Genomic DNA, 20,407 nt, shown 5'->3' with positions numbered 1-20,407 from the left:
CGACCCGAGCCAACGATCATGAGGGGTACGCGTGAGGGAGCCGGGCCGGCTGCCGGTACCACTGCACAAGGACCGGCAGCGCTGGAGCACGGTACGGGCGGAGCGGAGCGTGCTCGGCGTCGTCCACAACGTCACGTCCGCGACACGCCTGCTCGACCTCCTCTCCGTCTTCGACGGCGACGAACGGGTCCAGGTGCTCTTCACCCGCACGGGATCCTCGGCCCTGGACGAGGGCACGGACGAATTCCTCACCGCACGGGGAATGCTCCAGCTCCCCTGGGCCGAGGCGATTTCCCAGCCTTTCGATCTCGCGATCGCGACAAATCGGGGCGGAAATCTTCACGACATACCCTTTCCGCTCGTCGGGGCTCCGCATGGGGCGGGTTACAATAAAAAATTGACCCGGAACCCGGAACCCGGAACCCGGAACCCGGAACCCGGAACCCGGAACCCGGAACCCGGAACCCGGAACCCGGAACCCGGGGCTTTCGGGCTTACCGACGAATGGCTTGTGCATGAGGGGCGGGTGATTCCCGCCGCCATCGTGCTGTCCCATGCCGAGCAGCTCGACCGGCTCGCCGACGGCTGCCCGTCGGCTCTTTCCGTGGCCCATGTCGCGGGCGACCCCTGTCTCGACCAGCTGAAAGCCGGACTGGCGTTCCGCGAGACCTACCGGCGGGCCCTCGGGCTCCTCCCCGGCCAGCGACTCGTGGTCGTCTCCTCCACCTGGGGCCCGGGCTCGATCCTCGGTTCCCCTCGCGCCCGGACAGTTCGCCGCACTCTCGCGGAACTCCCCGCCGACGAATTCCGTGTCCTGGCCGCCATACACCCCAATGCCTGGTACGGACACGGCGCCTGGCAGATCCGCACATGGCTCGCCCCCTTCCTCGAAAGAGGACTCCTCCTCCCCTCCCCCGAAACCGAAACGTGGAAATCCGCACTCTGCGCGGCGGATTTCCTGATAGGTGACGCCGGATCACTGACCCTGTACGGGATCGAGCTCGGCATACCCGCGCTCCTGGGCGCGTTCGAGGATTCCGTCATCGCCCCCGATTCCCCCATGCGCAAGCTGGGCGAAATCCTCCCGAGGCTCAGCCCCGCCCGCCCCCTGCTCGACCAGCTCACGCACGCCGCCCGTACCCGGCGAGACGACCCCGAGCAGGCCGCACTGCGCGGAAGTGTCACATCGGAACCCGGCAGATCGGCCGCCCTCCTGCGCCGGCTCCTCTACGACCGGCTGAACCTGCCCGAGCCCAGCCACCCGGCCGCGACCCGGGCGATACCCGTGCCGTCGCTGTCGTCGGCGTACGCCCACCGGCAGCCCCATCTGCCCGCGCTGCTGGTGACCGCTGAGGTGGACGGCACGGCAGCCGGACCCGCCGTGTCCCTGCGGCGCTTTCCCGGCGGCCTCCAGAGCAGCCAGGGCGGTCACCTCGTCGGCGCGCGGCTGGCCGCCGATCCAGACGACCCGGACCCCCGTTGGCCCCGGTCGGCGGAGGTGCTGGTGCTGCCGCGCGAGCGGTGCCCGCGCCCCGCGGAGGCGAAGTGGTCCGACTTCGCGGGACGGTTCCCCGGATGCGAACTGGTCGCCCTGGAGGACGAGGACCGGGGCTGCACGGTCCTGCTCGCCGACGACACGCGGCTGCGGGTGAGCTGGCTCGACCGGCCGGCGTGGGCGGACTTCACCGTCGCCGCGTCGGCGGTCCACGCCTGGGTCCGCCGTTCCGGAGCGGAAACCGGCCCGCCCGCCACCGGCATCCGGCTCACCGTCACGGCGGGCGACGATCTGCCCCCGGCCCTATGCCTGCTCACCCCCTGAGCCGTCCAGCCGTTCCCGCGCCTCGTCCGCGCGGCCGCTGCGGGCCACGGTGAACAGCTCCCGCGCGCTCTCCCAGTCGGCCGCCGCCCGCAGGCCGTCGCCCCGGTCGCGGTGGAGGTCGCCGCGCAGCAGATGAGCCACGGCGAGGTTGTACGCGGACTCCGCCTTCGGCAGCTCGGCGACGGCGGAGTCGGCGGCACGGACCGCCTCGTCGAGCAGCCCGCACACGCGCCGGTCCTCCGCGTACCGCAGCCAGCTCTTGCCGATGTTGAGCGCGATGTCCTTGCCGTCACCGAGCGCCGCGAACCGCTCCCGGGCCTCCCGCAAGGTGCGCTCGGCGTCGTCGTGGCGGCGCAGGGCGGTGCAGGCGGCACCACGGTGGTAGGCGAGGAGGGCGAGCCCCCGGGGGTGTGCGACGCCCTCCAGGGCAGCGCCGGCCTGGTCGAGACGGGCGAGAGCGTGCTCCGGACGCTTCAGCTTCAGTTCCAGCAGACCGAGAGCCTCCAGCGCGCTGGATTCCGTGCGCCGCTCCCCCTCGCTCCGGTCCGGCGCGTCGGTGCGTACGAGACCGAGTGCCGCCTCCAGGTGCTCGCGCGCCCGGCCCGCGTCGCCCTCCTCGACGTTCCAGCGGTCCAGGTGCGCGAAGCCGAGCTGGAGGCGCATCCGGGCGGTGGCCATGGCATCGGAGCCGCGCCGGGCGGCGGCGAGACCGGTCTCGTGGGACTCGATCCACTCGGCGTGGGCGGCCGTGCGCAGATAGAACGTCCACAGTCCCTGGCACAGCCGCCACGCCTCCTCGTCCAGGCCGATGTCGTGGGCGAGGTGCACGGCGGCGAGCAGTCCGGCCCGGCGGCGGCCGAGTTCGCGTTCGGCGTGGGTGCCGCGGCCGGCGGCGGACCGCGTGTACTCCGCGTAGACGTTCATCGGGTCGTGGCGCCACCGCGAGGACAGCGCGGCCTCGGCGGACTCGGCCGCGTGCAGGTAGTGGCGGACGATCCGGGCCTCCACCTCGTGGCGCTCGGCCTCACCGGTCTCGCGCTCCCCGACGCTCGCGGCGTGGTCGTGGACGAGGGGGTGCATCCGGTAGGTGTCGACGCCCTCGAACTCGACCAGCCGGGACGAGATCAGTTCCTGGAGGGCGTGGCGCGCGGTGGACGGTTCGCCGTCGGCCGCGAGTGCGAGCACGGTGTCCATCTGGAAGTCGACCCGGGGCATGATGCCGAGGTGCCGGTAGAGCCGGGCGGCGTCCGTGGCGAGACAGGCGTAGCCGGCCTCCAGTGCGCTGGGCAGGTTCGGCGCGTCGTCCACGGTCAGCAGCTCCTGTCGCGAGGTCCGGTCGGCAAGTCGGGCGGTGATGTCCTCCAAGGTGCCCGGCACCGGTGACTTCAGGCGGCCCGCGACAAGACGCACGGCCAACGGAAGCCCGCCCAACTGCCGCACGATGGGACGGAGTCGCTCGGGGTGCTCGGTGCTGCGGCTGACCTCGACGAGGAGTTCGAGGGCGTGGTCGTCCTCCAGGGGTGCCACGTCGACGGATTCGAAGTCGAGCAGCGATTCCAGTGCGGGCGGCACTTGCTGACCGGTCATCAGCAGGACGCAGCCCGGCGAGTCCGGGAGCAGGGGCCGTACTTGGCCGAGTCTGGTCACGTTCTCCAGGAGGACGACCGCCGGCCGTCGGCGTACAAGCCGCCGTACCTCGGCCGCCTTGCGGTCCAGGGCGGCCGGGCGGTCCTGTCGCGGCACGCCGAGCTCGTCCAGCCAGCGCTCCAGGACGGCGGCGAGGTCGGCGGGGCGGCCGCGCTCGTCCGGCGCCAGGTCGGCGTGCAGGATGTTCCGGGGAAGCGCGTCCTGGTGGGACTGGAGCCACTGGCGGAGCGTCGTGCGCTTACCCACGCCCGGCAGGCCGGACAGGAACATCGCGGTCATGCGGTGCGCGGCGGTGCAACGCGCCCAGTAGTCGTTCATCGCGCGGAGGACGGCGGTGTTGTTGACGTAGTGGACGATGTTCGCGAAGGCGACCGGGGACGGGCTGCGTTCGATGGTCTCGCCCACGACGGCCCGGGCCCGGTCCGCGAGTTCGGGGTGCTGGGCGAGCAGGCCCTCGAAGCGCCGCGCCCACGCGGCGAACGCGGCCTCCACCGCCGCCTCGTCGCCGGTGCGGCGCGCGTCGAGCAACGCCTGCCTGAGTCCCTCCAGTTCCGTCTCGACGGAAGCGCGCTCTCCGCGCGCGCCGCGGTCGAGAAGCGAGACGAACCGCTTCTTGCCCCACCCCCACAGGTCCTGGAGAACCAGTCCCATGACGCTGCTGGCGCACATGGCGGCCAGCGCCATCATCTCGGCTTCCACCGTTCTCCCCACGCTCCGGTCGCCGTCGTCCACCGACGGGACCAACCGTAGAGATCATCCGGGGGTGTTGGCACGCGTTCCCGGCAAATGTCGGCCGTATCAAGACACCGGGGTGGGGTTCCGGGAGGAGGGCGTGTCCGCGATGAACAGGGCGGCTCGGAAGAAGGCCACTCCTCTCCCTATTAAACATATAGCGCAAGGGGGCCCTTGCGGCAAGGCCCCCATGGTGGCTCAGAATGGGCGGCCGACGCCCGGAGTCGGGGGAAATCGGAGCTTCACGAGGTATGGGCGCATTCGTCGGAGTCCGGGCGTTCGCGTCGGCGCCGTGCGTATGACCGGCGGGCGGGTGGGACGTTCTGTGGGACAGGGGATACATGGTTGACGTGATCGTGGTCGGCGGCGGGCCGACCGGGCTGATGCTGGCGGCCGAGCTGCGGCTGCACGGTGTGCGGACGGTCGTGCTGGAGAAGGCGGCGGAGCCGGGCCGGCAGTCGCGGGCGCTGGGGCTGCATGTGCGCAGTGTCGAGGTGATGGACCAGCGGGGGCTGCTCGACCGGTTCCTCGCGCTCGGGAAGAAGTTCCAGGTCGGCGGCCCGTTCGCGGGCTTCGCCGCGCCATGGCCGCAGGGTGTGGACACCGCGCACCCGTACGGCCTCGCCATTCCGCAGACCGTCACCGAACGGCTGCTGGCCGAGCGCGCCACGGAACTGGGCGCCGATATACGGCGCGGGTGCGAGGTCGTGGGGCTGAGCCAGGACGAGAACGGGGTGAGCGCGGAGCTGGCCGACGGCACCCGGCTGCGGGGGCGTTACCTCGTCGGGTGCGACGGCGGCCGCAGTCTCGTACGCAAGCTGATCGGCGTCGGCTTCCCCGGCGAACCCTCCACCGTCGACACGCTGTTGGGCGAGATGGAGGCGACGGCGGACGCGGCGACGCTGGCCGCCGTGACGGCGGAGGTCCGCAAGACCGAGCTCCGCTTCGGCGCGATGCCGCTCGGGGAGGGCGTGTACCGGATCATCGTGCCGTCCGGGGAGGTGGCCGAGGACCGTACGGCCCCGCCGAGCCTGGAGGAGTTCAAGCAGGGGCTGCGGGCGCTGACCGGCACCGACTTCGGGGTGCACTCGCCGCGTTGGCTGTCCCGGTTCGGGAACGCCACCCGGCAGGCCGAGCACTACCGGGTGGGCCGGGTGCTGCTGGCCGGCGACGCGGCGCACGTCCATCCGCCGGTCGGCGGGCAGGGGCTCAACCTCGGTGTGCAGGACGCGTTCAACCTGGGCTGGAAGCTGGCCGCCGAGGTCAACGGATGGGCTCCGGAAGGGCTGTTGGACACCTACCACGCCGAACGCCACCCGGTGGCCGCGCGGGTGCTCACCAACACCCGTGCACAGTTCGTGCTGTTGCGGACCGACCCGGGTGTGGTGGCGCTGCGGGAGCTGTTCTCGGATCTGCTGGACTTCGAGGAGGTGAACCGCCACGTGACCGAGATGATTACCGCGGTCTCGGTGCGTTACGACTTCGGCGAGGGCCACCCGCTGCTCGGGCGGCGGCTGCGCGACCTGCCGCTGAAGCGGGGGCGGCTGTACGAACTCCTGCACAGTGGACGGGGGTTGCTGCTGGACGGCACCGGCGGGCTGTCGGTGGCGGGCTGGGACGACCGGGTCGACCACGTGGTGGACGTGAGCGACGACCTGGACACGGCGGCCGTACTGCTGCGGCCGGACGGGCACGTGGCATGGGTCGGAGACGAACAGGACGGTCTGAACGGCCGGTTGGCGCGGTGGTTCGGTACGGCGACCGCCCACTGAGCGGGGCGGCGCGCTGAGCCGGACCCGGGGGCGGGCGCGTCGTGCGGCGGCGCCCGGAGCCGTCCCGCGCCGCCGCCGCGAGGCACCTCAGGACTGTCCCGTCCGCCCGAGGGCAGGCGGGAGATGACCGGGCCGCAGCCACGGCCCGGTGGCTCCCGTACGGCCGGTCGGCCGTACGGCGTGGCGTCACCCTGGCCGCCAAGGCTCCCGGCGCCGCCGCCCGTGCGAGAGTCGCCGCAGGGAGCCGGAGCCTGACCGGTCGAGGGAGGACGAGGCGTGCGGAGTCTGGGTGTGGAGGAGGAGCTTCTCCTGGTCGACGCGGAGACGGGCGAGCCCCGGTCCGTGTCGGCGGCGGTGCTGGCCTCGGCGGGCCGGGCGGCCGGCGACGGGGAGGACCAGGTGTTCGAGCCGGAACTCCAGCGCCAGCAGCTGGAGTTCGCCACCCATCCGCAGACCCGGCGGGACGCGCTCGCGGCCGAGATCCGCCGCTTCCGCGCGGAGGCGGCGCACCATGCCGAACGCACCGGGGCCGCCGTGGCCGCGCTGGCCACCTCCCCGCTGCCGGTCAGCCCCACACTGACCCCCGACCGGCGCTACCACTGGATGGCCGAGCGCTTCGGGCTGACCCTCCAGGAGCAGCTCACCTGCGGTTGCCATGTGCACGTCTCGGTCGAATCCGACGAGGAGGGCGTCGCCGTACTCGACCGCATCCGCCCCTGGCTGCCCGTCCTCCTCGCCCTGAGCGCCAACTCCCCCTTCTGGCAAGGTCAGGACAGCGGATACGCCAGTTTCCGCAGCCAGGTGTGGGGGCGGTGGCCCTCGGCCGGGCCCGCCGAGCTCTTCGAGTCCGCCGACCGGTATCACGCGCGGGTGCGGGACATGGTCGGCACCGGGGTCCTGCGGGACGACGGGATGATCTACTTCGACGCCCGCCTCTCCCGCCAGTACCCCACGGTCGAGATCCGGGTCGCGGACGTGTGCCTGGACGCGGACTCGACCGTGCTGCTGGCCGTAATGACCCGCGCGCTCGTCGAGACGGCCGCCCGCGCCTGGCGGGCGGGGGAACCCCCGGCCCGGCACGACGTGGCACTGCTGCGGCTGGCCGCCTGGCAGGCCGCCCGCTACGGCCTCGAAGGCCCGCTGCTCCATCCCGCGACCATGCGCCCCGCCCCCGCCGAGACGGTGGTGCGCGCGCTGTACGACCATGTCCGCGACGCCCTGGACGACCACGGGGACGCCAAGGTCGCGGGGGACGTCCTGTCCGGGCTCCTCCGGCACGGCAGCGGCGCGGCGGTGCAGCGCGCCGTCCTGGAACGGACCGGCAGCCTGCGGGACGTGGTGATCGAGTGCGCACGGCTCACACAGGAGGAGCGGGGCACGCCTCAGTGACTCGGTGACACGGCACGACCCTCCGGCCGGGCCGGCTCAAATGGTCTCCGCCCGCACGATCACCACCGGGCAGGTCGCGTGGTGCGACAGATGCTGGCTGACCGAGCCGAGCAGCGCGCGGGCGAACCCGCCGCGCCCCCGGCTGCCCACCACCAGGGCCGCGGCCCCCTCGGAGGCGCGCAGCAGCACGTCGGGGGCGTTGCCGTGCACGAGGTGCATCTGGACCGTGTCGAAGGCGTCCCCGCCGAGCACCTCGGTCAGTTCCCCCCGCATCCGGTCGCGGGCCTCCTCGGCGTCGACGTCCATGTCCACGGCGGGCGCCGACCAGCCGTACAGCCCCGGCAGCTCCCACACGGTGACCGTCTCGACGACTCCGCCGAGCAGACCGGCGTAGTGCACGGCCCAGCGCAGGGCCGCGTACGAGGACGGCGACCCGTCGACGCCGACGACGACCCTCGGTCTGGAGACATCCGCGTCCATCTGTCACACCTCTCGCCCGACCGGTCGCACTCTCCTCTCCACGCTGCGCGAGGCGACGCCGCACCGCCAGAGATGGACCTCCGGGCGCATGACGGACACGCCCGTTCGGCCGAATACACCTATGGCGGGCGCCTCCATGTGCGGCGCACCCATATGGGCCCGCTCGTCACCGCGCCCGCCCCACACAGGTCGCCCCCACACCCCGGTCCCCGCTTTCCCATCCGTTGACCACATGTTCACCACCCACCCCTGACGCGTCACGCCCTTGCGGGCGGAGAGTGTTCGGCGGCCCGCGGAGTCGCCCGGGCCGCCGTCGTTCCGGAGTGCTGCTCTCGCTCAAGAAGGGGTACACATGACCGAGTTGACTCGTCGTAGAGTCCTGGGTTCGGCCGCGGGCGCGCTGGGCGCCGCCGCGGCGATCTCCCTCCTCCCGCCGAGCGTCCAGAAGGCCGTCGCCGCCGAGCCGCCCCGGCACGGTTCACTGCGCGACATCGAGCACGTCGTCATGCTGATGCAGGAGAACCGGTCCTTCGACCACTACTTCGGCACGCTCTCGGGGGTACGGGGCTTCGCCGACCGGCACGCCCTCACGCTGGACAACGGCGACTCCGTCTTCTACCAGCCCGACACCGTGAACCCGAAGGGGTACTTACTCCCCTTCCACCTCGACACCCGCACGTCGAGCGCCCAGGCCATCCCGTCCACCAGTCATGCCTGGTCCGTACAGCACCAGGCCTGGAACAACGGCAAGATGGACCAGTGGCTGCCCGCCCACCGCAAGGCCGACGGCGTCAACGGCCCTTATGTGATGGGGTACTACACGCGCGAGGACATCCCGTTCCAGTTCGCGCTCGCCGAGACCTTCACCGTCTGCGACAACTACTTCTGCTCGGTGATGGGGCCGACCTGGCCCAACCGGCTGATGTGGATGACGGGTTCGATCGACCCGTCGGGCCAAAACGGCGGCCCGGTCACCAGCAACAAGGCGCCGTCGCCGTACCGCTGGACGACGTACGCCGAACGGCTCCAGGCGGCCGGGGTCAGCTGGAAGGTGTACCAGCAGGACGACGACTACGGCTGCAACATGCTGGAGCAGTTCGCCACGTTCCGTGACGCGCAGCCCGGTTCGGAGCTGTACGAGCGGGGTGTGCGTCCGCAGCCCGAGGGCACCTTCGAGGACGACGCCCGCGACGACCGCCTCCCGGCGGTGAGCTGGATCATGCCGACCAGCTACCAGTCGGAGCACCCCGACTATCTCCCGGCGGCGGGCGCCGACTTCGTCGCCTCGAAGATCGAGGCCGTCGCCGCCGACCCGAAGGTGTGGCGCAAGACCGCCTTCATCCTCAACTACGACGAGAACGACGGCCTGTTCGACCATGTGGCGCCGCCGACCCCGCCCGTGGGAACGCCGGACGAGTTCGTCCAGGGCCTGCCGATCGGCGGCGGCTTCCGCGTCCCGGCCATCGTCATCTCCCCCTGGACGGTCGGCGGCTGGGTCGCCTCCGAGGCGTTCGACCACACCTCGGCGCTGCGGTTCCTGGAGCGGTTCACCGGGGTCGAGGAGCCGAACATCAGCGCCTGGCGCAGGGAGACGTTCGGCGACCTGACGACGGCCTTCCGCTTCCGCGACACCCACCGCCGCCCGCCCCGGCTGCCCCACGACACGGCCGAGCAGCTGGAGAAGGCGAAGGAAGAGGTGGCGACGCTGCCGGAGCCCACCCTTCCGGGTGAGGAGCAGACCTTTCCGCGCCAGGAGCGGGGGCGCCGCCCACATGTGTGACAGCCATATGAGGGGCGCCCACATGTGCCGCGACCATATGTGAGCGGACCACGTGCGCGAGTCCCACACGTGGAGCGACCACATGTGAGAAGCCCACATGCGCGAGTCCCACATGTTCGACGACCACACGTGGAGCACCTACACGTGGGCCACCCACATGTGCAACGCCCACGACGCGTTCCGGGCGGTTCCCGCCGCCCGGGACGCACCCTCGCACCCACACCCACACCCACGCACCGAACCCCCGCCCCTTGCGTCACCCCACCCCACACCTCCGCACCCCCACCTCACCGCCCCGCCCGAAGCGCCGGCAGCGTCAGCTGCCACCAGTCCGCCACCCGGTCGTTCACGATCGCGGCGCCTTCGAGGGCCTCCGTCAGCGAGCAGAGGCCGAAGAACGCGCGGACCAGGCAGCGGGCGGCCCGGGCGGGGCGGACATGGGTGGCCAGGTCGCCGGCGAGCCGCGCCTGGGCGAGCAGCCGCGTGACGGCGGCGGTCCAGAGGGCGAAGGGGTCGGGGAGCGTGACGTTGATGGTGTCGCGCTCGGCCCACAGCCGGGCGCCCGCGCGGGTCACGGAGTCCTGGGCCAGGGCCTGGGCGATCTCGTAACTCAGGGCGACGAGCCGGTCCATCGGCGGAACCGCCTCGTCGGCGTAGCGCGGGACGAGCTCCGGCCAGCTGGCGAAGCGGTCCTGGACGACGGCGAGGGCGATGCCCTCCTTGCTGGCGTAGTGGAAGTAGATGGAGCCGCTCGTACGGCCCGACCTGGCGCTTATGTCGTTCACGCTGGTGCCCGCGTAGCCGCGTTCGGCGAAGAGTCCGGCGGCCGCATCCAGGAGTGATCTGCGGGTAACCCTGGCCCGTTCCTGCAACGTCCCGTCCACCCTCGCTCAGCCTGCGTGACAGCGGAGAATGTAGTGCGCCCGCGTGCGCCGGGAGCGCCCTGCGGCGATACTCGCGCGGTTATTGCGTATTTCTTTCGAGGATGAACGCCGACGAGTGGCAATGGGCCCGATCCGCCACCGTTTCAGCGCGTGGCCGGCCCCCGCCGGGCTCGGCGCCGCGACGCCGGACCGCCCGGTGAGCACGCCTCAACTCACCCCGAAAACAGCTGTTTTGGTGGCAGACACCCCCATCGCGCCCCACACCGCTCCCCCGCGCCTCATACACCCCGCCACCCACCCCCGTCGATAACTCCTTGTAGTCATTGCAGGGCTCTCCGGAGCGAAAATAACGTAACGACTGCGATGTTTCCGTTTGGTCACGGAAGGCCGGGAATGCCCTCATTCCCTGCGCGCAGGCTCAGCCGAGCAGGCACCCATTCCCGGCGCGTCCGGCACGCGGGACACCGCCAGACCGAAACCGCGGCCCTGCCGCGCGCGACTGCTCGCTCCCAGGAGGCCACTGTGACCACCACGGCCCATCCCCTCTTCAACTGGTCCCCCGAGGCCGTCGTCTTCGACTGCGACGGCACCCTGATGGACAGCGAACGCCACTGGCAGGACGCCCGCACCCAGGTGTTCCGGGACTTCGGGCTCCGTGCTCCCTCGGGGTTCGCGGAGCAGGTCAAGGGCGTGCACTACGCCGACTGCGGGCGGCTGATGGCCGAGTCGGTGCACAAACCCGAGCTGACCGCCGACCTGACGAGCGCCCTCCTCCGCCACTTCCTGTCCCTCGTCGCCGACGACCCGGTGACGATGCCGGGCGCCGTCGAGCTGGTGCGCTCGCTCTCCGGCCGGCTGCCGCTCGCGGTGGCCAGCAACTGCCCGTCGGAGGTGGTCGAGGGAAGCCTGCGACGGGCGGGGCTGCTGGAGCACTTCCAGCACATCGTCGTACCGTCCGCCGGGCCGGAAACCGCCGCGGTGCGCCCCAAGCCGTGGCCGGACGTGTACGCCACCGCCGCCCGCCTCTGCGGCGTCTCCCCGGCGCGGGCGCTGGCCGTCGAGGACTCCCTGACCGGCATGGAATCGGCGCGCCGGGCCGGACTGCGCGTGGTCGGTCTCGGCCCGCGCCCGGACGGTGAGCGGGCGGAACGCGCCGACCTGTGGGTACCGGCCCTGCACAGCCCCGAACTGCTGGGCTGGGCCGGCACCTGGACGCTCCGGGCGTCCGGCGGCGACGTCGAATAGCCCGCCCGGCCAGGACCGGGCGGACCGAACGAAGACGGCGGCACCGCTGCGCCGTCGGCGCGAGGGCGGGGGCGGGGGCGGGCGTCCTCGTCGCGGTCGCCGTGACGAGGGCCTCCGGAACTCAGCCCCTCACCACAAGATCTGACATATCGTCAGCAACTGTCGCCCAACGCGTCCATCTCCCCACCGAACCGCATCTGATAGTGCGCGGCGTAGTCGATGAAGGAACCGGCCCTGTTGGCGCGGAAGGAGCCCACGTGGTCCACGAACCGGCTGGGGAGGTCGACGTAGCCGCCCCGCCAGATGTACGACTCGCCCGTGCCGTCCTCGCCCCGCCACAGGCAGGTCGCGTTGCTCGGGCAACCCGGCAGTGCCTGTGCCTCGGTGGAGGTGCCGAGCGTCGCCGCCACCACCGTCCCGACGACCAGGGCGAAACTCGCCCACCGTGACCTCATGCGGTTCTCCTCACTGTTGGGGGAGGGTGACCTGCCCCGTTCTCCGGCGCGAAGAACGCAAAGCGCATATACGTCTCTTATTCGACAGTTCACCTGCGCCGGGGCAGCGGCTCCCGGGCGGCCGCTCCCCCGGTCACCGCTACACCGCCGTGTATCCCCCGTCGACGGTGAGCGTGGCGCCGTGCACATGCGACGCGTCGTCGCTCGCCAAGAAGGCGACGGCGGAGGCCACTTCGGCCGGGGTGCCGCCGCGCCGGTCGGGTGTCAGCGCGAGGATCGGCGCGAGGTGCTCCTCCATCGCCGCCACCTTCTCGGTCAGAGTGGGGCCCGGGGCAACGGTGTTGACCCGGACGCCGTACGGCCCGTACTCGTCCGCCCACGACGTGGTGAGGGAGTGCACGGCGGCCTTGGTCATGCTGTAGAGCGCCGAATGCGCCGCGCCCCGCAGGCCGCTGATGGAGCCGAGGTTGACCACCGCGCCGTGGCCGCGCTCGGCCATGGGCGGGGCCAGCAGGCCGGTGAGGAGGAAGACCGAGCGCACGCTGACGGCGAGCGCCTGGTCGATGGTCTCCTGGGCGACCTCGGCGGTGGGGGTGGGTGCGAGGAGGAGCGCCGCGTTGTTCACGAGGATGTCGATCCGTCCGCCCGCCGCGTCGAGCGCGTCGGCGGCGAAACGGCGGATCGCCTCGGCGCCGCCGGACAGGTCGGCCCGGACGAAGGCCGCCGCGCCGCCGTCCTTCTCGATGCGGGCCACGACCTCCGCGCCGCGCCGCTCGTCGCGCCCGCTGACGACGGTGAACGCGCCCTCGGCGGCGAGCCTCGCCGCGATGGCGGCGCCGAGGCCCGTGGTGGAACCGGTGATCAGGGCCGTGCGCCCGGTGAACCGCTCAGTCATGATGCCGTGCCTTCCATGCGGGCCGGATCTGTGGCGGAACCGGCCGGGGCTGCCCAAGCTGCCACCGGAAAAATGGACCCGCAAGTCCAGAAAATGGCAGGATGGCGGCATGGCACGACGACTCACCGCCAAGGGCACGGCCACCCGGCAGCGCATCGTCGAGGGAGCCGCCGAGGAGATCCGCGAGCGCGGCGCGACCGAGACGACCCTGGACGACATCCGTGCCCGCACGGCCACCAGCAAGAGCCAGCTCTTCCACTACTTCCCGGGCGGGAAGGAGGAGTTGCTGCTCGCCGTCGCCCGGTACGAGGCCGGCCGCGTCCTGTCCGACCAGCAGCCCTACCTCGGCGCGCTCACCTCCTGGCAGGCCTGGTGGGACTGGCGGGACGCGGTGGTCGAGCGGTACCGCGCGCAAGGCCGGCGCTGCCCGCTCGGCACGCTCACCTCCCAGCTCACCGGGGCCACGCCCGGCGCGCAGGCCGTCACCAGGGAGCTGCTGGCGTCCTGGGAGGCGCAGATCGCGGCGGGGGTACGGGCCATGCGGGAGCGCGGCGCGATCCCGCCCGAGGTCGACGCCGGCCGTACGGCGGCGGCCCTGCTCGCCGCGGTCCAGGGCGGTGTGTCGATCCTGATGTCGACCGGCTCCCTCACCCACCTGGAGGCAGCGCTGGACCTGGGCATCGAGCGGCTGCTCGGCGCCCCCGCGCGCTCAGCGGACCGACCGGACGGGAGCGGGGCGCCGCATCGGACCCCTGGCACCGTGTGAAGCACGAGCGCCCCGCGCGTCGCGCCGCCCCACCGCGTACGGCGTCACGGCCAGCGGTCCGGTTCGCGCGAGGCCGGGTCCTCCGGCTCGATGGTGGTGGCGATGGCGTCTCCGTCCAGGATCTGGTCGCCGTAGAGGTCCTGGAGCCAGTTGGTCTGGTAGATGGTGTCGAGGTAGCGCTCGCCGAGGTCGGGGGCGATGGCGACGGCGGTGACGTCGTCGGTGCCGTGGCGCGCCAGCCATTCCGTCGCGCCGCTGACCACCGTGCCCGTGGAGCCGCCGAACATGAAGCCGCGCCGGGCCATGCGGTGGCAGGCGCGGATCGTGTCGGCCTCCTCGACCCTGATCACCTCGTTGACGTACGACTCGTCGAGCAGCGGGGGTCTCATGCTCATGCCGAGCCCGGGGATCATCCGGCGTCCGGGCTCGCCGCCGAAGGCCACCGAGCCGACGCTGTCCACGGCGACGATGCGTACCGGACGGTGCCACTGCCGGAAGTAGCGGGCGCAGCCCATCAGGGTTCCGGCGGTGCCCGTGCCGACGAACAGCACGTCCAGGCGCGGGAAGTGGCGGGCGATCTGCGGCGCCGTGGTGCGGTAGTGGGCCTGCCAGTTGCCGGGGTTGGTGTACTGGCTGAGCCAGACGTACCGGTCGTCGGAGGCGCACAGCGAGCGGACGTATTCGAGCCGGGTGCCCAGGAAGCCGCCGTTCTCGTCCAGGTCGGCCACGATGTGGACGCGGCTGCCGAGGGCTTCCATGAGCAGCCGGGTCGAGAGGTTGCACCGGGAGTCCGTCACGCACAGGAACCGGTAGCCCTTGCTCGCGGCGATCATGCTGAGGGCCACGCCGAGGTTGCCGGACGAGGATTCGACGATGACGGAGTCCGGCTTCAGGATGCCGTCCCGTTCGGCGCTCTCCACCATCTCGTTCGCGGCCTTCAGCTTGATGGAGCCGGCGAAGTTGAATCCCTCGCACTTCAGATAGAGGGGCTGGTCGACGACCGAGGTGAGGTCGACGAAGAGGTGGCCTTCGTTGAAGTCATGGGGAGCGGATATGACGGGCACGGTGGGCCTCCTGGTGCCGGGGACGGGCGGCGGACCGACTCAGCCGTACCGGCGCAGGTCGTGGAAGAAGTGGTCGATGACGCGGAGGTCGCCGGCTCTCGCCGCCTGGTCGTAGACGTACTTGCCGACGGCGAGGTCGAGGACGCCGAGGCCGAACGGTGAGAAGATCACCGGCCGGTCGGCGGGCGGTGCGGCGCGGCCGAGCATCACGTCGTTGAGGGTGCCGTTGAGGAAGTCCCGGTCGCCGGTGCGCTGTTCGACCAGGTGCGGGGAGGTGTCGGCCTTGAGGCAGTGCTCGACGTCGTCCACGAAGTTGGCCGAGGCCAGCAGGACTTCGGGGGCGAGGTCGCGCAAAGAGATGTGCAGGACCACGGGGTTGTGCTTGAACAGGGCGGGGTCGGTGACGTGGGGCTCGCCCGCGATCGTGGCGAAGACGACGAGGTCGCTGTCGCGGATCAGGTCCTCGGGCCGCTCGTGGACGGTGACCTTGGCGGTGGTCCCGCTCTGCTCCAGGTAGCCGCGGAACCCGGCGGCGCTCTCGGGGGCGTGGTCGTGCACACCGATGGTGTCGAACGTCCAGCCGGTGCCGGCGAGGAAGGTGTGGATGTAGCGGGCGATGAGGCCGGTGCCGAAGAAGCCGACGCGGGTGGGGCGTTGGCGGGTGCGGCTGAGCCAGTCGGCGGCCAGGGCGGCGGAGGCCGCGGTCCTGGTCGCGCTGATGATGGAGCTCTCCAGGCAGGCGAACGGGTAGCCGGTCACCGGGTCGTTGAGGATGAGGACGGCCGAGGCGCGGGGCAGCCCGGAGCGCACGTTGTCCGGGAAGCTGGAGATCCACTTGATGCCGTCGACGGCCTCGGCGCCGCCGAGGGAGGCGGGCAGCGCGATGATGCGCGAGCTGGGGCGGTCGGGGAAGCGCAGGAAGTACGAGGGCGGGTTGACCGAGTCCCCGGCGCCGTGCAACCGGTAGGTCGCCTCGACGAGTTCGGTGAGCTGCTTCTCGCGTCCTTCGAGTGCCTGGCGCACCTGGTCGCCGGAGATCACGGCGAACGAGGGCACCGAGGGCGGCTCGGACGCCACCGGCTGTGCGGGGGTGGTCAGTTGGCTGGTCATCGCGTGCCTTCCTGCGGGTTCTGGGCGCCGTCGGCCAGGCGGCGGGGCTCGGCCATGCCGACCAGCACCCGGCGGTCTCCGGTGAAGGGCTCCCGGCTGTGCGCGGTACGGATGTTGTCGACGAGCAGCAGGTCACCGGCCTGCCAGGGCTCGCGCCGGGTGTGCTCCTCGTACGTGGCGTTGAGCACCTCGACGATGTCCTCGCCGATCGGACTGCCGTCGCCGAAGCGGGTGTTGAACGGCAGGCCGTCCGCGCCGTACTCGTCCACCAGGTATTCGCGGACCTCCGGGGCGAGCGTCCACTCGTTGAGGAAGGCGATCTGGTTGAACCAGCACCGCTCGCCGGTGACGGGGTGGCGGACCACGGCGGGGCGACGCTGCGTGGTGCGCAGGGAGCCGTCCGGCTGCCAGGTGAAGTCGATGGCGTGGGCCTTGCAGTAGCGCTCGATCTCCGCGCGGTCGGCGGTGCCGAACGACTCCTCCAGGGTGGCGCCGATCTCGTCGTTGTAGGAGCGGGTCAGCAGCCAGCCCTCGCGCTCGAAGCGTTCCGTCACCTCGGCGGGGAGCGCCCGCAGGATCTCGGTGGCGTCGGCCACGGCCGTGGCGCCGCCCTGTTCGGGTGCGGTCAGGCAGGCGAAGAGCATCAGGCCGGGAGGTTCCTGGGTGTAACTCAGCTCGTGGTGCATGCACATCGGCTGGTTGGCCGGCCAGGTGGTGGAGGAGTAGACGCCCGGGCCGAACTCCTCGCGGGGGGCGAAGGGCTCCCGTTCCGTCAGCAGTCCGCCGGTCAGCCGGGAGAGGACGGCGCCGGTCTGTTCCGGGTCGCGCAGTCCCAGACCCCGGATCAGCAGCGCGCCGTGCTCGGTGACCTGAGTGCGCAGCACCTCGCGGTACTGGGCCGCCCAACCGGCCGCGTCGGCCGGGGTGTCGACGTGGGCCACCGCCGGTCTGTCGGGCCGCGACTCGACATCGAACGGTGCGGCCAGGGATGAGGTCGACATCTCGGTTCTTCCTTTCGGTTGCCGGTCCGTTCGGTTGCCGGTCCGCGGCACCGCGGGTTCGGGGGACGGCGGGTTCGGAGGAGGGAGAGACGGGGATCAGGAGGAGGTCAGCGAGGCGGCGGCGAGGACCGCCTTGGCCGCCTCGTCCGGGCGCAGACGGGTGAAGTAGTGGCCCCCGTCGGGGAGTTCGTGCAGGTCCACGCGCTCGGCCAGGAGCCGCCAGTCCCGGTGGGTGTCGGCGTGTCCGGCGGTGTACGGGTCGTCGGCGGCCACGACCACCGTCACCGGGGCCGTGAGTTTCGCCCCGGGCGGGTTCTCCAGGGCGTCGAGGAAGTAGCGGTGTGCGGACAGGCAGTCGTGCCGGTAGGCGGCGCCGACGCGTGCGGTGTGCGGCGCGTCGAGTTCGGCCAGCTCGGTGTACCCGCCCTCCGAGGCCAGCCGGGCGGCGATCGCGGTGTCGTCCTGACCGTCCAACTCGGCGATGGCGGCCCGTCGTTCGGCCGGGGTGCCGGGCAACTGGGCGGCGAGGAACAGCCGGGTCACCTCGACGCCGCGTTCCTGGAGCCTGCGGGCGGTCTCGACGGCGGGCGCGGTGCCCGAGGAGTGGCCCCACAGCATGACCCGGGTCAGCCCGCGCGCGGTGATCTCGTCGGCCACCCGCCGCGCCACCTCGGCGACGGGGGCGAACGGCTCCTGGTGGGCGGCGAGATCGTGGCCCGGCAGCTCGACCGCGAGCACCCGCGTGCCGGAGGCCGCCAGCGCACCGGCCATCGGCTGGTAGTTGACGGCGTTGCCGCCCGCGTAGGGGAAGCACGCGAGGGTGCTCTCCGGTGTCCCGGCCGGCTCCGACAGCGGCTGGAGGAGTTCGCCGCGCGACCCGGTCGTGTCGGTGCGTGGACCGGTCGTGCCGTCGAGGAGGGCGGCCAGGTCGGCGAGGACGGGGTGGCGGGTGATGTCCTTGAGGGACACCGCGCGGTCGAGGGCGATGGTGAGCTTCACCGCCGTGAGGGAGGTGCCGCCCAGGTCGAAGAAGTGGTCGGTGCGTCCGATCCGTTGCTCGGGGATGCCCAGCAACTCGGACCAGACGGAGGCGAGTCGGCGCTCGGCCGGGGTGTGCGGGGCGTCGCCGGCCTCCTCCCGCGCGGGCGCGCTCTGTTCGGCCAGGGCGGTGAGCGCCTTGCGGTCGGTCTTGCCGTTGGCGGTCAGCGGCAGGGCGGACTGCCAGTGGAAGGCGGACGGCACCATGTAGGCGGGCAGGCCGGCGGCGAGCGCGTCCCGCAGCTCCTCCACGGGGAGTCGCCGCCCGGAGTAGAAGGCGATCAGGTGCTTGCCCTGCCCGGGCCGCTCGGCGACGACCACCGCCCCGTCGCGTACCCCGGGCACCCGCAGCAGGGTGTTCTCGATCTCCCCGATTTCGATGCGGAAGCCCCGGATCTTGACCTGGTTGTCCCGGCGCCCGAGGAACTCCAGTTTGCCGCCGGGGTGCCAGCGGCCCCAGTCGCCGCCCAGGTAGAGCCGTTCGCCGGGGCGGTACGGGTCCTCCCGGTACGCCTCGCGGGTCCGCTCGGGGTCGTTGACGTAGCCCCGGCCGACACAGACGCCGGAGAAGGCGATGAGACCGGGGGCGCCCAGTGGGACCAGCTCCAGTTGCTCGTCGACGACATAGACGCGCACGTTGTTGACCGCGTGCCCCAGCAGCACGCGCTCGCAGGGGCCGTCGATGATCTCGTGGTTGGTGTCGTCCGACGTCTCGGTCAGGCCATAGGCGTTGACGAGCTTGATGCCGGGCTGGACGGCGAACCAGCGCTGGGTGAGTTCGGGCTTCAGCGCCTCGCCGGTCACCGACACACAGCGCAGGTCGGGGAGTTCGCGGGGGTGCTGCTCCAAGTAGGAGACCAGGACCTCCAGATAGGAGGGGACGAGCTGGGTGACCTTGACCCGGCCGTCCACGAGCGTGTCGACGAACCGCTCCACGTCGACCAGCACGTCCTGTCCGACCAGCAGTGTCCGGCCGCCCACGAGCAGCCCGGACACCAGCTGCCACAGCGAGATGTCGAAGCACTGCGGTGCGGTCTGGGCCACGGTGTCGCCCTCGCCGAGCCCCAGGTCGTCGATCTTGGCGAAGAGGTGGTTGACCATGCCCGCGTGCTCGCACATCGCTCCCTTCGGCTCGCCGGTGGAGCCGGAGGTGAAGTAGATGTAGGCGAGCTGGCCGGGGTCCACCGCGATGCCGGGGTCGTCGTCGGCGTGCGGTTCGGCGTACGCGTCCTCGATGTGCAGCTTCTCGGTGTCGGGGACGGTGGTGAGCGCCTGGTCGAGGGTCTCGGTGCTGTCCTTCTCGGTCAGCACCAGCCGGCACCCGGCCCGCGACAGCGTGGCCGCGATCCGTCCGGGCGGGAAGTGCGGCTCGATCGGCAGGTAGGCGCCGCCCGCCTTGAGGACGGCGAGGGTCGCGGCCAGCCAGTCGAGGTTGCGTTCGGTGACGACCGCGACGACGTCCTCGCGGTCCACTCCCCGGGCGAGCAGCGCGCGGGCCAACCGGTTGGCGCGGGCGTTGAGTTCGCCGTACGTCCACTGCCGCTCGCCCTGCACCGCGGCCACCGCGTCCGGGTGGGTCCGTACCCGCTGCTCGAACAGTTCGTGCGCCCGTGCGTCGGGGAGCGTCCGCTCGGGGCCGGCATGCCCTTCGAGGAGTTCGCGTGTCTCCCGCTCCGACAGCAGGCTCTGCCGGGTGTGTTCGGCGTCCGGGCCGGTGGTCATCAGGTTCAGCGCCGTGAGGTGGTAGCCGGCGATGCGGGCCGCGCTGCCGGTGTACAGGACGTCCGTCCGGTAGCGCAGCCGCAGTTCCGGCGCTTCCCCGTCCCCTGTCCAGCCCACGTGCAGCACGACGTCGTCGGCGAGGGTGGCATCGCCCGCTCCAGAGGTGACCTCGTACGGCGGTTCGGCGAGGGCGAGTTCGCGCCGGAGCGCGGCCACCGGGAAGTCGCGGTGCGCGAGCACGCCGTCCCGCGCGCGTCCGGCCGCCGCGACCAGGTCGCGCCAGGTGCCGGGGGCGGCGGTCAGGCGGAGCGGCAGGGGTGCGCGGGCGGCGTCGGCGAAGTAGCCCGTGATCACGTCCTGTTCGCCGGAGAGGGCGGCCAGCACCTTGGCGTGGACCGCCAGCAGGACGGCGTCGAAGGGCACGTGAAGCTCGTGTGCCAGCGCGTGCACGGCGTCCGCCAGGGCCCCGGGCACGGGCACCCGATACTCGGCCGTGCCGGATACCGGTTCCCGGGCCCACCTCGGGACCTGGGTGAAGCCTCCGGCGGTGAGTACCCGGGTCCAGAAGTCCCGGTCCGCCTCCACGTGCGCTTCCATCGAATGCTCCC

At 72.0% G+C, this 20,407-nt stretch carries 15 protein-coding genes; 6 read left to right on the top strand and 9 right to left on the bottom strand.

The features are described 5' to 3' along the window. Positions 1 to 526 precede the first annotated feature (526 nt). Complete coding sequence (locus AB0898_RS25665) at positions 527 to 1,819, top strand: hypothetical protein (protein ID WP_366805337.1); 1,293 nt, start codon at positions 527 to 529, stop codon at positions 1,817 to 1,819. On the opposite strand, the gene AB0898_RS25660 is transcribed toward AB0898_RS25665, so the two are convergent. Beyond that, positions 1,799 to 4,165 (bottom strand): hypothetical protein, encoded by a 2,367-nt coding sequence (locus AB0898_RS25660; protein WP_366805335.1) that lies wholly within the window; start codon positions 4,163 to 4,165, stop codon positions 1,799 to 1,801. The genes AB0898_RS25665 and AB0898_RS25660 overlap by 21 nt on opposite strands. A 374-nt stretch (positions 4,166 to 4,539) precedes the next feature. Here AB0898_RS25660 and rox point away from each other — a divergent pair, with 374 nt between their 5' ends. Continuing rightward, positions 4,540 to 5,970 (top strand): rifampin monooxygenase, encoded by a 1,431-nt coding sequence (gene rox, locus AB0898_RS25655; protein WP_366805334.1) that lies wholly within the window; start codon positions 4,540 to 4,542, stop codon positions 5,968 to 5,970. A gap of 276 nt (positions 5,971 to 6,246) precedes the next feature. Continuing rightward, positions 6,247 to 7,359 (top strand): glutamate--cysteine ligase, encoded by a 1,113-nt coding sequence (locus AB0898_RS25650; RefSeq protein WP_366805333.1) that lies wholly within the window; start codon positions 6,247 to 6,249, stop codon positions 7,357 to 7,359. A 36-nt stretch (positions 7,360 to 7,395) separates the two neighbouring features. On the opposite strand, the gene AB0898_RS25645 is transcribed toward AB0898_RS25650, so the two are convergent. Continuing rightward, on the bottom strand, positions 7,396 to 7,839 hold the full coding sequence (locus tag AB0898_RS25645; RefSeq protein WP_366805332.1) for a universal stress protein: 444 nt from the start codon (positions 7,837 to 7,839) through the stop codon (positions 7,396 to 7,398). Positions 7,840 to 8,191: 352 nt separating this feature from the next. Between AB0898_RS25645 and AB0898_RS25640 the strand changes: the two genes are divergently transcribed. Then, positions 8,192 to 9,619, top strand: coding sequence for an alkaline phosphatase family protein (locus AB0898_RS25640; RefSeq protein WP_366805331.1), 1,428 nt, complete (start codon positions 8,192 to 8,194; stop codon positions 9,617 to 9,619). A 287-nt stretch (positions 9,620 to 9,906) separates the two neighbouring features. Here AB0898_RS25640 and AB0898_RS25635 read toward each other — a convergent pair whose 3' ends face one another. Then, complete coding sequence (locus tag AB0898_RS25635) at positions 9,907 to 10,503, bottom strand: ScbR family autoregulator-binding transcription factor (RefSeq protein WP_366805330.1); 597 nt, start codon at positions 10,501 to 10,503, stop codon at positions 9,907 to 9,909. Between the two features lie 522 nt (positions 10,504 to 11,025). On the opposite strand from AB0898_RS25635, the gene AB0898_RS25630 reads away from it, so the two are divergent. After that, positions 11,026 to 11,748 (top strand): HAD family phosphatase, encoded by a 723-nt coding sequence (locus tag AB0898_RS25630; RefSeq protein WP_366805328.1) that lies wholly within the window; start codon positions 11,026 to 11,028, stop codon positions 11,746 to 11,748. A gap of 152 nt (positions 11,749 to 11,900) precedes the next feature. On the opposite strand, the gene AB0898_RS25625 is transcribed toward AB0898_RS25630, so the two are convergent. Together AB0898_RS25625 and AB0898_RS25620 are read right to left on the bottom strand one after the other, a co-directional pair. Beyond that, positions 11,901 to 12,203, bottom strand: a complete 303-nt coding sequence (locus AB0898_RS25625; protein WP_366805326.1) for a peptidase inhibitor family I36 protein — start codon at positions 12,201 to 12,203, stop codon at positions 11,901 to 11,903. 139 nt (positions 12,204 to 12,342) lie between these two features. Then, the gene (locus AB0898_RS25620; protein ID WP_366805325.1) at positions 12,343 to 13,098 is read right to left on the bottom strand and encodes an SDR family oxidoreductase; all 756 of its coding nucleotides are present in this window, start codon (positions 13,096 to 13,098) and stop codon (positions 12,343 to 12,345) included. Between the two features lie 109 nt (positions 13,099 to 13,207). Between AB0898_RS25620 and AB0898_RS25615 the strand changes: the two genes are divergently transcribed. Further along, positions 13,208 to 13,864: a TetR/AcrR family transcriptional regulator gene (locus AB0898_RS25615; RefSeq protein WP_366805324.1), complete on the top strand. Its 657-nt coding sequence runs from the start codon at positions 13,208 to 13,210 to the stop codon at positions 13,862 to 13,864. A 44-nt stretch (positions 13,865 to 13,908) separates the two neighbouring features. Here the strand turns inward: AB0898_RS25615 and sbnA are convergent, their stop codons facing one another. The 4 genes from sbnA to AB0898_RS25595 all read right to left on the bottom strand — a co-directional run bounded on the left by sbnA (position 13,909) and on the right by AB0898_RS25595 (position 20,396). Beyond that, positions 13,909 to 14,928 carry a 2,3-diaminopropionate biosynthesis protein SbnA gene (gene sbnA / locus AB0898_RS25610; RefSeq protein ID WP_366805323.1) on the bottom strand — a complete coding sequence of 340 codons (1,020 nt, stop codon included), beginning with the start codon at positions 14,926 to 14,928 and terminating at the stop codon, positions 13,909 to 13,911. A gap of 39 nt (positions 14,929 to 14,967) precedes the next feature. Continuing rightward, positions 14,968 to 16,038, bottom strand: coding sequence for a 2,3-diaminopropionate biosynthesis protein SbnB (gene sbnB / locus AB0898_RS25605; protein ID WP_366805322.1), 1,071 nt, complete (start codon positions 16,036 to 16,038; stop codon positions 14,968 to 14,970). Further along, positions 16,035 to 17,039 carry a TauD/TfdA family dioxygenase gene (locus AB0898_RS25600; protein ID WP_366805321.1) on the bottom strand — a complete coding sequence of 335 codons (1,005 nt, stop codon included), beginning with the start codon at positions 17,037 to 17,039 and terminating at the stop codon, positions 16,035 to 16,037. Before AB0898_RS25600 ends, sbnB begins: the two co-directional genes overlap by 4 nt. Positions 17,040 to 17,135: 96 nt before the next feature. Continuing rightward, the gene (locus AB0898_RS25595; RefSeq protein WP_366805320.1) at positions 17,136 to 20,396 is read right to left on the bottom strand and encodes an amino acid adenylation domain-containing protein; all 3,261 of its coding nucleotides are present in this window, start codon (positions 20,394 to 20,396) and stop codon (positions 17,136 to 17,138) included. Positions 20,397 to 20,407 lie beyond the last annotated feature (11 nt).

Source organism: Streptomyces sp. NPDC005435 (assembly GCF_040703155.1).
GTDB lineage: Bacteria > Actinomycetota > Actinomycetes > Streptomycetales > Streptomycetaceae > Streptomyces.
The sequence above is the reverse complement of the archived record's forward strand: the minus strand, read 5'-3'. Positions and strand labels throughout refer to the sequence as shown.